Below are 14080 nucleotides of genomic sequence, written 5' to 3' on the forward strand. Positions count from 1 at the left end.
AACAGCACCAGGAGCACCGATCCTATCGACAGTGACCCCGGTCACGGGCTGGATCCGGCGGCGCGGAAAGGTCCTCAGTCCTCGATGCCCTCCGCCGCGCGCTTCTCGCGCAGCTCCTTGATCGCGCGGCGGCGCGCCAGGCGATGCGTACGGCGGATCTGGGCCTCCTGGTAGCGGCGCTTGTCGCGCTCCGTCTCCGGTATGACCGGCGGTACGGGGCGGGGCTTGCCGTCCGCGTCGACGGCGGCGAAGACGAGGTACGCCGAGCCGACCTGGGTCGCGGGCGTCGACTCGTTCCAGCGCTCGGCGAGGACGCGGACGCCGACCTCCATCGAGGACCGGCCGGTCCAGTTCACCTGGGCCTTCACATGGACGAGATCGCCTACGCGGACCGGCTCCAGGAACACCATCTCGTCCATGGACGCGGTCACGGCCGGGCCCCCGGAGTGACGGCCCGCGACGGCGCCCGCCGCGTCGTCCACCAACTTCATGATCACGCCGCCGTGCACCGTCCCAAGGAGGTTGGTGTCACTGCCGGTCATGATGTGGCTGAGGGTCGTACGGGAGGCCGACGTGGGCTTTCCCTCCAGCTGGACGCCCTGCGGCGGGGCCTGATCTGTCATGCCCTCCACCCTATGCCCGAGTACGTTACGGCTTCATTGCATCAGGTTCGCTACAGGCCCGCTGCGGAATCCCACCCGCCCTGTCGGGCCGACCGGGGCGGCCTGCACACTGGTCCGCATGAATGACTGGCCTGAAGGATGGTCCGACGACCGCAACGCCCGTTACGGCCGTGGCAGCGCCGATGCCCAGCCCGAGGGCGTACGGTCCATGCCGCATGTGCGGCGCCGCCCGGGGGTGCCGCCGCAAGCGGTCCCGCCGCAGCCGGTGGGCTCCCCGCAGGCCGCCGTACCGCCGCAGGCGCCGGCGGCGTACGACAGCGGTTACAACACAGGCCAGGTCTACGGATCGCCCCAGGGCCCCCGAGTCGGCGGTCCTCGCGGTGGCGGGCCCCGCGTCCCCGACCGGGGCTCCGTGCGCGCCCCGGGCCCGGCGCCCGACTGGCGGCGCCGGATCAAGATCGGTTCCGTCGTGGCCCTGGTGGCGGTCCTCGGCACCACCATCGGTACGTACTTCTGGGCCGACGGCAAGATACGCCGCGAGGTCGACCTCGCCAAGGTCATCGACCGCCCGGCGGAGGGCGACTGCACCACGTACCTGATCGTCGGCTCCGACAGCCGCGAGGGCATGACCGCCGACGACAAGAAGCGGCTGCACACCGGCTCCGCCGACGGCAAGCGCACCGACTCGATGATGATCCTGGCGGCCTGCTCCAGCGGCAACACCATGATCTCGCTGCCGCGCGACTCGGACGTGGAGATCCCGTCCTTCGTCGGCTCGCAGTCCGGCAAGACCTTCCCGGCCCAGGGCCGCCGCGTGAAGCTCAACGCCGCATACGCCGAGGACGGCCCGGAGCTGCTCGTACGGACCGTCGAGCACAACACCGGGCTGCGCATCGACCACTACGCGGAGATCGGCTTCGCCGGTTTCGCCAACATCGTCGACTCGCTCGGCGGCGTCGAGATGAACATCGAGAAGGGCTTCAAGGACAAGAAGTCCGGCGCCGACTTCCAGGCGGGCAAGCAGACCCTCAACGGCGAGCAGGCCCTCGCCTTCGTCCGCACCCGGTACGCCTTCGCCGAGTCGGACCTCGCCCGCACGAAGAACCAGCAGAAGTTCCTGTCGGCCCTCGCCAGCCAGGCCGCCACCCCGGGGACCATCCTCAACCCGTTCAAGCTCTACCCGACGATGGGTGCCGGGCTGGACACGCTCATCGTCGACAAGGACATGTCGCTGTTCGACCTCGGCGAGATGTTCTTCGCGATGAAGGGCATCAGCGGCGGCGAGGGCACGTCGATGAACATGCCGATCAACGGCAGCCGTGGCGGCAACCTCGTCTGGGACAAGGCGAAGGTGCAGCAGCTGGTGAAGCAGATCCAGAACGACGAGAAGGTGACCGTCACCGAGAAGTGAGCGTGCGTCCGCGCCCGGCACACCGGGCGCGGGTTCGCGCGTCAGCTCCCGGACGCGTACGTGACGAAGTCCGCCCACGCGGCGGGAGCGAAGCCGAGCTGCGGGCCGGGGACGTTCTTGGAGTCCCGGACGTGGACCGCGCCGGGAGCGGCCGCCACCTCGACGCACTCCGGGCCGTCGTTGCTGCTGTAGCTGCTCTTGAACCACTCGAGGGCGGAGCCCTCTGCGCCCGAGGTCTTGCGGGTCATGTCTCTCCCAGCGCTTTCTCGATGAAGGCCAACGACTCCCGTGGGCTGAGAGCCTGAGCCCGAATGATTCCGTACCGCAGCTCGACGATCCGGACCTCCTTGGGGTCCGAGACCAGGCGGTTGGACAGCTGGCCTTCCCAGTGTGCCACCGCCGTACCGTCCTCGAACATCAGTAGTTGGAACTGGCCGCCCATCCCGGCGTGGTCCTCCCGCTCGGTCGGCATCACCTGGATCTCGACGTTCCGCAACTGGCCGACTTCCAGCAGCCGTTCGAGCTGGCGACGCGCCACCATCTTGCCCCCGAGCGGGCGCTTGATCGTCACTTCCTCCAACACGAACGTCAGCGTGGTCAACGGATGCCGCTCGAAGATGTCCTGTCGCGACATGCGCGCCGCCACATAGCGGTCGACCTGGTCACGACTGAACGACGGCCGTCGCATCCCGTACAGCGCTCGGGCGTACTCCTCGGTCTGCAACAGGCCATGCAGGTTGTGATTGCTGTACGCACCGAGCTCGACGGCGTCGCGCTCCAGTCGCGCCAGGTCCCGTACCTTCTTCGGGTACCTCGCCTCCGCGATGTCCTTCTTCATCGCCGACAGCCTGCCGCCCGCCTGAAGGACCTCGTCCACCTTGTCCAGGAACTCCGGCTGGGGGATGCGCTTACCGGCCTCTACCTTGTAGACCAGGTTCTCGCCGTAACCGATCGCCTTGGCCAGGTCCACCGCGCGCATTCCCGCGGCCTCGCGCCAGAGCCTGATCTGGCGGCCCACCACCGCGATCACCGCTCCCCAGTCGTCGTCCTCCAGGTCGACGTCCAGGTCCGGCTCTTCCACGCCCTCTGTCATACGACACCCGCCTTCGCCCGTGCCCGTACCCTGCCCCCGCTCGACGCCGCCGTACTGGATGGACAGGGCCGTACACCCCCTGGACAGTCACTCTCCGTACAGGCGTCGCTTCTTTCAGCGTAAGCGCGGAACGGCCACTCTGAGTCATGTGACTCTGGAAATCACCCGAACCGAACGTTCCACTCCCGCACGGCAGTTCACCGTGCTGCTCTCCCCCAACCGGCGGGGCGCCCGGCTCGCCAGGCTGCTCACCTCGGCACAACTCGGCTCCTGGGGCGTGGAGTCGGAGACGGCGGCGCAGATCGTCGCCGAGCTCGCCGCCAACGCCACGGCGCACGGCCGCGTGCCGGGCCGGGACTTCCGGTTGGACCTGACCGTGGAGGACGACGGCAAGCGGCTGCGGATCGAGGTCACCGACACACGGTGTGAGCGGCTGCCGCCCAGGCCGGGAGCCGTCGTCGTACCGGCCTCCGACGCGGAGGCGGGGCGGGGGCTGCTGATCGTGGAGGCGCTCGCGGACCGGTGGGGCGTGGCGCTGGGGCCCGTGCCGCGCAAGACCGTCTGGGCCGAGCTCGACCTCCTACCGTGACCGGCTTCACCGGGTCGCGGTTTTCCACGACCCGGTGGAGCGCGACGCGGTGTCGCACGACACAAAAGCTTTTAAAGACCCTGGAAAGAACCGGGGAAAGAACCCTTCCCACCCCACCCTGCCCCTGGCTCACTCACACGGGTGAGGTTTCCCGATTGGGCTGGATTTCGGGCGGGTTAGCGGGCATATGCTCGCCGCGACAACACCAGACATGCGACGGCCCCCGCCGGGACGGGCATCCCGGACGAGGGCCTGACCACCGAGGAAGAGACCACTTCCCGATGGACATTCAGCAGGTTAGCGCGCCCTCGCGCGCCTCGTCCCGTGCTTCCGGACGCGTCACCGTCTCCGGGGTGACCCACGTGAAGTCCGCGCAGCGCAGCCGCTTCACCGTCGTGGGCAACCACCTCGCCCAGCACCGCGAGATGTCGATGGCCGCGATCGGGCTGGCGGTTCACATCCAGTCGCTGCCCGAAGGGGCGAAGGTCGGCATCAAGGCGCTGGCGGAACGCTTCCCGGACAGCGAAGCCCGGATCGCGGAGACGCTGCGGGAGCTGGAGGAGTTCGGCTACCTGGAGCGCACGCGGGTGCGGCTGCCCAGCGGCAAGCTGGTCACGCGGACGGTCTCGTACAACCAGCCGCGTGCGGTGTCCGCACCCCAGGAGCCCGAGCCGCTGCCGCCTGTACCGGAACCGGAACCCGAACCGGAGCCCGAGCCCGCGCCCGCGCCCGCGCCCGTAAAAGCTCCTCCGCCACCGCTTCCTCAGCCCCAGGCCCACGACCTGGAGCGCCACCGCGTGGCCACCGACCTCCTCGCCGGGCTGCGGCGCGACGAGCCCAGGCTGCTCCTCGCCGAACACGACGTACGCCGCCTGGCTCCCGCCGTGGCCGCCTGGCTGGACCGGGACGCCGACCCCGACGCCGTACGCCACGCCCTGACGGCCAACCTCCCCGCGCACCTGAAACAGCCCGCCGCACTCCTCGCCTACCGACTCACGGCGCTGCTACCGCCTCCACTCCCCGCCGCTCTTGCGGGACCGAGACGGCCGGACCCGCTCCAGAACTGCGACACATGCGACCGCGCCTTCCGCTCCCCGGAACCGGGCGACTGCCACAGGTGCAAAACGGGCTTCGCCGAGGCGGCCTAGCATGAAGGGGACCCCTACGGCCCGGTACGGAGGACAAGGAGCGCGCACGATGACCATCGCCCCCGACGACGCGCAGCGCGATGCCCGCCAGTACCAGGTCATGCGGGACTTCGTTCAATCGATGGACGACACCCTTCCCGGCAAGTTCGAGATCACCAAGGAAGGGATCGTCCACGACATGATGTCGCCCGCCAAACCGCACGAACTCACCGTGCTGCGGGTACGCAAGCTCCTCGAGAAAGTCCTTCCCGACGACTTGGTGGCCCATACCGGCACACCGGACGTGGAGTGCGCGCCCGAGGGCATCATGCGGCACCCCGACGTGATGGTGATCGCCGAGGCGGAGATGGAGGGCGAGGGGTCCTTCGACCCGCGCACCGTCCTCGCCGCCATCGAGGTCGTCTCGCGGTCGAACCCGGACAACGACTGGGTGGGCAAGATGCGGGACTACCCCCTGCTGGGCATCCCGGTCTACGCCGTCTTCGACCCGCGCACCGGCTCGGGGGCCGTGCTCGGCGACATCCACGCCACCCCGTCGGGACCTCGATACGCCACGCGCAAGGAGTTCGTGTACGGCGAGGACGTCACGATCGGTGAGTGGACCATCCCGACCGGGGGCCTCCCCCGGTACGCCTCCGCCTAGCCGGAGCGCCGCTCGTACACCGTCACCCGGCGCCCCCGAACCTGTTCGTCCGCCACCGCTCTGAAGTGCTCCCTCAACACGGCCGTCTTCACCTTGTCCCGTTCCGCCGAGACCGGCCGGGCCACCTGGGCCGCGTCCGTGACGAGCAGTATCCGGCGCTGGGCAAGCATCGCGGCGCGTATCCGGGCCGGGGTGGCCTCCTCGCCCTTCAGGGTGCCGGAGGCGACCGGGGTCTGGGCCAGGGCTATGTCGCGCAGGCCGGTGAAGGCGTCCGGGGAGACGAGGGCGGTGTCGCGCCGGGCCGCCGGTACGAAGAGGACGGCGTCTCCCGGGTGCTTGAGGCGCCGCACGTCCGCCGCCACCGACAGGACGTCGTCCACGCGGCTGGCCGGGGACCGCTTGGCGAGCGACTGCGGCAGCAGAGCCACCACCGCCACCGTGACCGCGAGCGGGACGAGCCACGACGACGCTTTCGGGAAGCGGGGCCCCAGGGCCCGGACGGCCGCGCCCAGTGCCGTACCGATCAGCAGGGCCAGCCCCAGCAGGCTGAAGAGCACGTACCGGTCGAGGAACAGCGGCTGGAACAGGGACAGTCCGATCAGGCCGAGCTGCGGTACCGCCAGCAGCGGTAGCCCGACGGCCGCCACCGACAGGCGGCCCGCACGCGGGCGGTCCAGCAGGGCGCCGAGGCCGCCGATCGCCAGGAGGACCGCCGGGCCGATCAGCATGTGCCAGGTCAGCGGCGGGATCCAGGACACCTGGCCGGACTGGGTCCGGCTGAAGAGGACCAGCGGCAGCGCGCCCGCCACGGCGACGGCCGAGGCCGCCGCCCAGCGCGCCCAGGTACCGCGCCCGGCCCTCGTCCAGGCGAGGGTCGCCGCGTGGGCGAGGAGCATCAGCAGCGACAGCCAGTTCAGCAGCGCGCAGAGCAGGACGGTGGCGCCGTACGCCGTCCAGTGCGCGGCCGAGGCACGTCCTTGGAGCGCGGTCACCAGGAGCAGCGTCGCGATCCCGGTGCCGGCGGCGACGAGCGCGTACGGGCGCCCCTCCTGGAGGTAGAACTGCACGGCAGGCAGCAGCCCGAGCGCCAGCCCCGCGCCGAGGCCCGCCCAACTCCCGGCCAGCCGACGGCCGATGACCGTCACACAGGCCGCCGCCACCGCCATGGCGAGCACGGAGGGCAGGCGGAGGGTCGTGGTGCCGGCGCCGAAGCACGTGAACAGGCCGTGCATCAGCAGGTAGTACAGCCCGTGTACGACGTCGACCTGCCCCAGCATGTGCCAGATCTCGCAGGTGGACCGCCGGGCCACCTGCCAGGTCGCGGCCTCGTCCCGCCACACGCTGTGCTGCCGGGACAACCCCCACAGGCCGAGGGCGACAGTCCACAGAAACGGGATCGCCCAGAGGGGCGGAGGGCGCCGCCGGGGACGGGCTATCGGGGGGTTCATACGGTTGTTCTAGGCGACGGTAACGATCTCCAGGTAGTCGGTGAGGGCGTGAACACAATCACCGGTCGGGCGAGCAACCTCGGGGCGGCAGGATCCGTCGAGCCGGGCGAACGCCGTGGCGACCGGGCCGTCTTCAGCGATCCGACGCCAATTCGGCAGTGCCGTCCGGGGCCGTCTCCGTACTGGTGAAGAGAACCTCGCGGGCCTGCTCCGCGGCGCGGGCGATGGTTTCGCCGATGAAGTCCGTGAAGCGGGCGATGTTCTCCAGGCGGGCGGCGGCGGGGGTGTCGGGGCCGAGGATGCCGACGCCCTGGCGCGCGACCTCGGCGAGCTGGGCGCTGGACCGGGCGGCGGCCATCGTCGACTGGTACCAGACGTCGTTGTCGACGACGTAGCGCTCGCGGCGGCGTTCGTCGTCGCGTTCCCGGCGGAGGAGGCCCTGGCTTTCGAGGAACGCGACCGACTTGGAGACGGACGCCGGGCTGACCTGGAGGCGCTGGACGAGTTCGGACGCGGTGAGGCTGCCCGCGTCGGTGGTGAAGAGGCAGGTCAGGACGCGGGCCGTCATCTTGGGCAGGCCCTGTTGCATGAAGAGGGTGGTGAACGTCTCCTCGTACTCGCGCACGGCTTCGGGGTCGCGGCCGTGGGCCTGCGGGGGCGCCTGCCGCCCCCTGGGCGCGGCCTGGCGGCGCCGGTGGGCGCGGCGTTCGGTGGCGCGGTGGGCCAGGTCGGCGCGGTAGGCGACGGGGCCGCCGTTGCGCATGACCTCGCGCGTGATGGTGGAGGTCGGGCGGTCGAGACGCCTGGCGATCTCCGCGTACGCGAGGCCGTCGGCCAGCCCTGACGCGATCTGCTGGCGTTCCTGCTGGGTGAGTCTGCCTCCCGGCATCACGGTCCCCCTTCTCATGGGCCTCGGATGCCTCCACTGTAGCTTTCGTTCTTCATCCAATGCAACGAGCGCCCTGCCTGACGTTGCGTTACTTCTTTACCCGATGCAACGATTTATGCGCTCTGACGTGCAGTTTTCTTGGTTTTACGCAACGACGCTGTTGCCGAGTTCGTGAACGCAACGTAGCTTTTGCGTTGTCGGAAACACCGCGAAGCACAAGGAGAGCATCATGCAGAAGTTCGACACCCCCGCCCCGGTCACCGTCGTCGTCCACATCCCCGCCGGCCGCCTTCAGGTCATCGCCGCCGACCGGACCGACACCATCGTCGAGGTCCGGCCCGCCAACCCCACCAAGAGCCGCGACGTCAAGGCCGCCGAGCAGATCACCGTCGAATACGGCGACGGCGTCCTGCGGGTCGATGCCCCGGCGGCGAAGAACCAGTACTTCGGCCCCTCCGGGTCCGTCGAGGTGACGGTGCAACTGCCCACCGGCTCCCGCGTCGAGGGCAAGGCGGCCAGCGCCGAACTCCGGGGCGTCGGACGGCTCGGCGACGTCTCCTTCGAGGGGGCGCACGGCACGGTCAAGATCGACGAGGCCGCCGGCGCCCGCCTCACCGTCCTCGCCGGTGACGTCTTGATCGGACGCCTGGGCGGCCCGGCGGAGATCAGCACCCTGAAGGGCGACATCCGGATCGCCGAGGCGGTGCGCGGCACGGTCGTGCTGACGACCCAGATGGGCGATGTGTCGGTCGACGCCGCCCGCGGAGTCTCCGCCTCCCTCGACGCCGGCACCGGCTACGGCCGGATCCACAACGCGCTCAAGAACGCCGACGGCGCCGCCGCCGGCCTGAACATCCGCGCGACCACCTCCCACGGCGACATCACCGCTCGCAGCCTCTGAGCCGCGGCCCACCAAAAGGAGCGCTCACCATGACCAACCTGGCCATCGCGGCGAACGGGCTGCGCAAGTCCTACGGGGACAAGGTCGTCCTCGACGGTGTCGACCTGTCCGTCCCCGAAGGAACGATCTTCTCCCTGCTCGGTCCGAACGGCGCCGGCAAGACCACCGCCGTGAAGATCCTCTCCACGCTCGTCACCGCGGACGCCGGCTCCGGCGCGATACGCGTCGGCGGCCACGACCTCGCCGCCGATCCGCAGGCCGTACGCGCCGCGATCGGCGTCACCGGACAGTTCTCCGCCGTCGACGGCCTGATCACCGGCGAGGAGAACATGCTCCTCATGGCGGACCTGCACCACCTCTCCCGGCGCGAGGGGCGGCGGGTCACCGCCGAGCTGCTGGAGCGTTTCGACCTGGTCGACGCGGCGAAGAAGCCCGCCTCCACCTACTCCGGCGGCATGAAGCGCCGCCTCGACATCGCGATGACCCTGGTCGGCGACCCGCGGATCATCTTCCTCGACGAGCCGACCACCGGCCTCGACCCCCGCTCCCGGCACACCATGTGGCAGATCATCCGCGAGCTGGTCACGGGCGGCGTCACCGTCTTCCTCACCACCCAGTACCTGGAGGAGGCCGACGAGCTCGCCGACCGGATCGCCGTCCTCAACGACGGCAGGATCGCGGCGGAAGGCACCGCCGATGAGCTGAAGCGGCTCATCCCCGGCGGACACGTCCGGCTCCGCTTCACCGACCCGGCCGCGTACCGGAGCGCGGCCTCCGCACTGGGCGAGGCCGCCCCGGACGACGAGTCCCTCGCGCTCCAGGTCCCGAGCGACGGCAGCCAGCGCGCGCTGCGCTCCGTCCTCGACCGGCTGGACTCGGCCGGCATCGAGGCCGACGAGCTGACCGTGCACACCCCCGACCTCGACGACGTCTTCTTCGCCCTCACCGGCGGCGGCGTCTCCTCCGACAAGCCCAAGGAGGCTGTCCGATGAGCTCCCTCTCCCTCTCCCTCTCCGTACGGGACTGCTCCACGATGCTGCGCCGCAACCTCCTGCACGCCCGGCGCTACCCGTCGCTCACGCTGAACCTGCTGCTCACGCCGATCATGCTGCTGCTGCTCTTCGTCTACATCTTCGGCGACACCATGAGCGTGGGCCTCGGCGGTGGCGGTCCCGACCGCTCCAGATACATCGCGTACATCGTCCCCGGGCTGCTGCTGATGACCATCGGCAGCACGGTGGTCGGGACCGCGGTCTCCGTCTCCAACGACATGACCGAGGGCATCATCGCCCGCTTCCGCACGATGGCGATCCACCGCGGGTCGGTGATCATCGGACACGTCATCGGCAGTGTGCTCCAGGCGATCGTCAGCGTGGTCCTCGTCGGCGCCGTCGGCGTGGCCATCGGCTTCCGCTCCACCGGTGCCACCGCCCTGGAGTGGCTGGCGGCCTTCGGACTGCTCGTACTCTTCGCTCTGGCGCTCACCTGGATCGCGGTCGGCATGGGCCTGGTCAGCCCCAACGCCGAGGCCGCCAGCAACAACGCGATGCCGCTGATCCTGCTGCCGCTGCTGTCCAGCGCCTTCGTGCCTCTCGACGCGATGCCCGGCTGGTTCCAGCCGATCGCCGCGTACCAGCCCTTCACCCCGGCCATCGAGACCCTGCGCGGCCTGCTCCTCGGCACCGAGATCGGCCACAACGGCTGGCTGGCCGTGGGGTGGTGCCTGGGCTTCGCGGTACTCGGCTACGCCTGGTCGACCTCGAAGTTCAACCAGGACCCGAGGTAGCCACGATGACCCGCGGGCCACGGCCCGCACCTCGTCCCCCACCCGAGGGCGGCGTACACCGGCGCGAGTGTCGGCGTACGCCGCCCTGTGCTGTGGGCTGTGACGATGCCCCTCGGCCCGGTGAGGCGCCCTTACAGTGGCCCGATGTCAAGAAGACAAGTCATACGTGCGATCGCGGGGTTGTGGCAGGAGGCGGAACGGCTGGACCGCCCGGCCGCCGCGCTCCGCGTGCCCGGCATCGCCCCCGGCGAGGTGCGGGAAGCCTTCGGCGGGCCGGTGCCCGATGACGTCGCCGTGTGGTTCGGCCACGCCAACGGTGTTGCGTGGCGCTCCGGCCAGACCCGGGACGACGCCGCGCTCGTCCCCGGGTACGAGCCCCTCGCCGTACGGGACGCCGCCGCCCTGCGCGGTTCATCCGCCGAGCAGTGGTTCCCGCTGCTCGGCACCGGAGGCGGCGACTTCTACGCCGCCGTGCCCGCGCCGGGCGCCGGGGCCTCGCCCGTCGTCAGCGTCATGGCCGGCGAGGAGCCGAGGCCGGCGTACGGCAGCGTCGAGGACATGGCGGACGCGTTCCGGGACCTCTACCGCGCCGGGGTGTTCTTCGTCGCCGAGGACGGCACCTTGGACGCGGACGACGAGCTGTGGATCGCGATCGAGACGGCGGGCACCCGGCCGAGGCTCGACCACCTCCGGCGCGCGGCGGACGGCGCCGTACGCCTCGACCTCCGCGACATCGACGTCCCGGCGGCCTGTGCGGCCTACGCGGAGGCCGGGTACGGCGTCACCCTCCAGCTGGTGGAGTTCCTCGCGGCCTACGGCGAGCTGACCCTCGGCTGGACACCCCGCTTCGGGCGCGGCACACCGGTCCTCACCGTCTCCGTCGAGGCCGCGATCGACGACTTCGCACCGAACATGCGCTACTACGCCCGGCGCCTCGGCATGCCGGTGCTCCCGGTCGGGACGGCCTTCGAGACCTACGAGACGGTCCTGCTCGCCGAGAACGGAGACATCCTCTTCGCCGGGGACGCCGGGATGCAGCGCGTGGGGCACGGCTTCGAGGGGGCCGTGCGGGCGCTGATCTCCGGGGAGTGGGACAGGACCTTCTTCTGAGGCCGCCGCCGGGGGCCGGGCTGGAGGCGACGGGAGCGCGTACACCTCGTGCAGCTGGAAGAAGCCGCTCTCCAGCCACACGGCGTCATCGGCCCGGACCCGCCGGCGCAGCGGGCCCGGGCCCGGCCCCCGTGCCGAGTACGCGCGCGAGCGCGTTTCGGGCGTACTCCTCGTCGTACTCCCCGCCGGTCAGCAGCACGTTCAGGCAGATGCCGTCGAGCAGCGCGACCAGGGCGCGCGCGGTGCGCGGGTCGGTGCGCTGGGCGAGGAGTTCGACGAGGTGCTCGCACCACTCGGTGGCGACCGCGCGCAGGGCGGGGCGGCGCAGCGCGGCGAGGTAGAGCTCGTACTCGAGCTCCACGCCCGCGCGGTCGCCGCCCAGCCACTCGCCGGTCAGCCGGGCCAGCTCGGCGGCGAGGTCGCTGCCGGGGTCGGCGAGGGCGTCGCCGTGTTCGCGTACGACCTGGGCGAAGCCCTCGTTGGTCTGGCGGAGGGCCGCCACGAGCAGGTCGTCGAGGCTCGTGAAGTGGTACGTCGTCGAGCCGAGCGGCACATCCGCCTCGGCGGCGACGGTGCGGTGGCTCAGCCCGGCGATGCCCGCGCGGCCCACCACCCGGATCGCGGCGTCGATGATCCGCCGGCGCCGCTCGGGGTCGTACCGCCGCGTCGCCGCCGCCATCAGTGCGCCCCGCCGAGGTTGAGCAGCACGACACCGACGATCACGAACGCGATTCCGGCGAGCTTGGCGAGCCCGGCGGACTCCCCGAGGAAGAGCATCCCGATCGCGGCGACGGCCGCGGTGCCCACTCCGGCCCAGATCGCGTACGCCGTGCCGACCTGCATCACCTTCAGGGTCTGCGCGAGCAGCGCGAAGGCGACCAGATACCCGGCCACCGCCCCGAGCGAGGGCCACAGCCTGCTGAACCCCTCGCTGTACTTCATGGCGGTCGTCCCGGCGACCTCCGCGGCGATGGCCGCGGCCAGCAGTCCGTATCCCATGTGTACGAGTGTACGCATCGTTGTGTACGGGCGTACGCAACGGCGGGCGCGGGACCCCCGGCCCCCGTGACGCGGCGCGGCCCCGCACCGGCGCACAGTGCGGGTGCGCCGGGGCGGGGCCGAGTCGAGCAGGGCCGGGGCTTACGGCAGGTTGCGCGCCATCACGATGCGCTGGACCTGGTTCGTGCCCTCGTAGATCTGGGTGATCTTGGCGTCGCGCATCATCCGCTCCACCGGGTAGTCACGGGTGTAGCCGTAGCCGCCCAGCAGCTGGACCGCGTCCGTGGTGACCTCCATCGCGATGTCGGAGGCGAAGCACTTGGCCGCGGCGCCGAGGTAGGTGAGGTCGGCGTCGCCGCGCTCGGAGGCGGCGGCGGCCTGGTACGTGAGGGCGCGGGCGGCCGAGATCTTCATGGCCATGTCGGCGAGCATGAACTGGATGCCCTGGAAGTCGGCGATCGGCTTGCCGAACTGCTTGCGCTCCTGGACGTACCCCTTGGCGTAGTCCAGCGCGCCCTGGGCGATGCCGAGCGCCTGGGCCGCGATGGTGATGCGGGTGTGGTCCAGCGTCTTCATCGCGGTGGCGAAGCCGGTGCCCTCCTCGCCGATCATGCGGTCGGCGGGGATGCGGACGTTGTCGAGGTAGACCTCGCGGGTCGGGGAGCCCTTGATGCCGAGCTTCTTCTCCGGGGCGCCGAAGGAGACGCCTTCGTCGGACTTCTCGACGACGAAGGCGCTGATGCCCTTGGAGCGCATCGAAGGGTCGGTGACGGCCATGACCGTGTAGTACTCGGAGACGCCCGCGTTGGTGATCCAGCGCTTGACGCCGTTGAGCACCCAGAAGTCGCCGTCGCGGACGGCACGGGTCTTCATGCCCGCGGCGTCCGAGCCCGCGTCCGGCTCGCTGAGGCAGTACGAGAACATCCCCTCGCCCTTGGCGAGCGGGCCCAGGTACTTCTTCTTCAGCTCCTCCGAGCCGGAGAGGATCACCGGGAGGGAGCCGAGCTTGTTCACGGCCGGGATCAGGGAGGACGAGGCGCAGGCGCGCGCGACCTCCTCGATGACGATCACGGTCGCGAGCGCGTCGGCGCCCGCGCCGCCGTACGACTCGGGGACGTGGACCGCGTGCAGGTCGGCGGCGACGAGGGCGTCGTGCGCCTCCTGCGGGAAGCGGGCCTCCTCGTCCACCGCGGCGGCGAACGGCGTGATCTTGGCCTCGGCGAGCGAGCGGACGGTGTCCCGGAGCATGTCGTGCTCCTCGGACGGGCGGTACAGGTCGAAATCAGGCGTTCCCGCCACGATCACTCACTCCCCTGGGCGTGTGCTAACTACCGTTAAGTAACCCGAATTTTAGTGCGCCGGAACCGGAATGGCATAGGTGACCTTGCTGACAGCACGGCTCCGGCGAAAACGTGCCCGGGGCGGGGCGCGGCTATGCTC

Annotated in this window: 16 protein-coding genes; 8 read left to right on the forward strand and 8 right to left on the reverse strand. The window is 70.7% G+C overall.

What is annotated here, in order from left to right:
• Positions 1 to 74 precede the first annotated feature (74 nt).
• A complete protein-coding gene (locus ACIRNI_RS23060) occupies positions 75 to 623 on the reverse strand; it encodes an acyl-CoA thioesterase (RefSeq protein ID WP_355362269.1) in 549 nt (182 codons plus the stop codon).
• A 118-nt stretch (positions 624 to 741) separates the two neighbouring features.
• On the opposite strand from ACIRNI_RS23060, the gene ACIRNI_RS23065 reads away from it, so the two are divergent.
• The gene (locus ACIRNI_RS23065) at positions 742 to 2034 is read left to right on the forward strand and encodes an LCP family protein (protein ID WP_403553837.1); all 1293 of its coding nucleotides are present in this window, start codon (positions 742 to 744) and stop codon (positions 2032 to 2034) included.
• A 41-nt stretch (positions 2035 to 2075) separates the two neighbouring features.
• On the opposite strand, the gene ACIRNI_RS23070 is transcribed toward ACIRNI_RS23065, so the two are convergent.
• Positions 2076 to 2282 (reverse strand): DUF397 domain-containing protein, encoded by a 207-nt coding sequence (locus ACIRNI_RS23070; protein WP_403553838.1) that lies wholly within the window; start codon positions 2280 to 2282, stop codon positions 2076 to 2078.
• A complete protein-coding gene (locus ACIRNI_RS23075) occupies positions 2279 to 3127 on the reverse strand; it encodes a helix-turn-helix transcriptional regulator (protein ID WP_403553840.1) in 849 nt (282 codons plus the stop codon). Before ACIRNI_RS23075 ends, ACIRNI_RS23070 begins: the two co-directional genes overlap by 4 nt.
• 148 nt (positions 3128 to 3275) lie before the next feature.
• On the opposite strand from ACIRNI_RS23075, the gene ACIRNI_RS23080 reads away from it, so the two are divergent.
• The 3 genes from ACIRNI_RS23080 to ACIRNI_RS23090 all read left to right on the forward strand — a co-directional run bounded on the left by ACIRNI_RS23080 (position 3276) and on the right by ACIRNI_RS23090 (position 5507).
• Positions 3276 to 3716 (forward strand): ATP-binding protein, encoded by a 441-nt coding sequence (locus ACIRNI_RS23080; protein WP_403553842.1) that lies wholly within the window; start codon positions 3276 to 3278, stop codon positions 3714 to 3716.
• A 281-nt stretch (positions 3717 to 3997) separates the two neighbouring features.
• Entirely contained in the window at positions 3998 to 4864 is an 867-nt protein-coding gene (locus ACIRNI_RS23085) for a helix-turn-helix domain-containing protein (protein WP_403553844.1), read from the forward strand.
• Between the two features lie 49 nt (positions 4865 to 4913).
• Complete coding sequence (locus tag ACIRNI_RS23090) at positions 4914 to 5507, forward strand: Uma2 family endonuclease (protein ID WP_403553846.1); 594 nt, start codon at positions 4914 to 4916, stop codon at positions 5505 to 5507.
• On the opposite strand, the gene ACIRNI_RS23095 is transcribed toward ACIRNI_RS23090, so the two are convergent.
• A complete protein-coding gene (locus tag ACIRNI_RS23095; protein WP_403553848.1) occupies positions 5504 to 6955 on the reverse strand; it encodes a hypothetical protein in 1452 nt (483 codons plus the stop codon). The two genes, ACIRNI_RS23090 and ACIRNI_RS23095, sit on opposite strands and share 4 nt — an antisense overlap.
• A gap of 133 nt (positions 6956 to 7088) precedes the next feature.
• Positions 7089 to 7844 carry a helix-turn-helix domain-containing protein gene (locus tag ACIRNI_RS23100; protein ID WP_403553850.1) on the reverse strand — a complete coding sequence of 252 codons (756 nt, stop codon included), beginning with the start codon at positions 7842 to 7844 and terminating at the stop codon, positions 7089 to 7091.
• A gap of 229 nt (positions 7845 to 8073) precedes the next feature.
• On the opposite strand from ACIRNI_RS23100, the gene ACIRNI_RS23105 reads away from it, so the two are divergent.
• From ACIRNI_RS23105 to ACIRNI_RS23120, 4 genes are all read left to right on the forward strand, one after another.
• Positions 8074 to 8745, forward strand: a complete 672-nt coding sequence (locus ACIRNI_RS23105; protein ID WP_403553852.1) for a DUF4097 family beta strand repeat-containing protein — start codon at positions 8074 to 8076, stop codon at positions 8743 to 8745.
• A gap of 29 nt (positions 8746 to 8774) precedes the next feature.
• Positions 8775 to 9737 carry an ATP-binding cassette domain-containing protein gene (locus ACIRNI_RS23110; protein WP_403553854.1) on the forward strand — a complete coding sequence of 321 codons (963 nt, stop codon included), beginning with the start codon at positions 8775 to 8777 and terminating at the stop codon, positions 9735 to 9737.
• The gene (locus tag ACIRNI_RS23115; protein ID WP_403553856.1) at positions 9734 to 10531 is read left to right on the forward strand and encodes an ABC transporter permease; all 798 of its coding nucleotides are present in this window, start codon (positions 9734 to 9736) and stop codon (positions 10529 to 10531) included. The genes ACIRNI_RS23110 and ACIRNI_RS23115 overlap by 4 nt, the downstream gene beginning before the upstream one ends.
• Positions 10532 to 10675: 144 nt before the next feature.
• Positions 10676 to 11641: an SUKH-3 domain-containing protein gene (locus ACIRNI_RS23120; RefSeq protein ID WP_403553858.1), complete on the forward strand. Its 966-nt coding sequence runs from the start codon at positions 10676 to 10678 to the stop codon at positions 11639 to 11641.
• An 85-nt stretch (positions 11642 to 11726) separates the two neighbouring features.
• On the opposite strand, the gene ACIRNI_RS23125 is transcribed toward ACIRNI_RS23120, so the two are convergent.
• The 3 genes from ACIRNI_RS23125 to ACIRNI_RS23135 all read right to left on the reverse strand — a co-directional run bounded on the left by ACIRNI_RS23125 (position 11727) and on the right by ACIRNI_RS23135 (position 13939).
• A complete protein-coding gene (locus ACIRNI_RS23125; RefSeq protein ID WP_403553860.1) occupies positions 11727 to 12320 on the reverse strand; it encodes a TetR/AcrR family transcriptional regulator in 594 nt (197 codons plus the stop codon).
• Entirely contained in the window at positions 12320 to 12640 is a 321-nt protein-coding gene (locus ACIRNI_RS23130) for a DMT family transporter (protein WP_403553862.1), read from the reverse strand. The genes ACIRNI_RS23125 and ACIRNI_RS23130 overlap by 1 nt, the downstream gene beginning before the upstream one ends.
• Before the next feature lie 141 nt (positions 12641 to 12781).
• Positions 12782 to 13939: an acyl-CoA dehydrogenase family protein gene (locus tag ACIRNI_RS23135; RefSeq protein WP_355362221.1), complete on the reverse strand. Its 1158-nt coding sequence runs from the start codon at positions 13937 to 13939 to the stop codon at positions 12782 to 12784.
• Positions 13940 to 14080: the final 141 nt, after the last annotated feature.

The sequence above is a fragment of the Streptomyces sp. NPDC093546 genome, from assembly GCF_044765045.1.
Classification (GTDB): domain Bacteria; phylum Actinomycetota; class Actinomycetes; order Streptomycetales; family Streptomycetaceae; genus Streptomyces.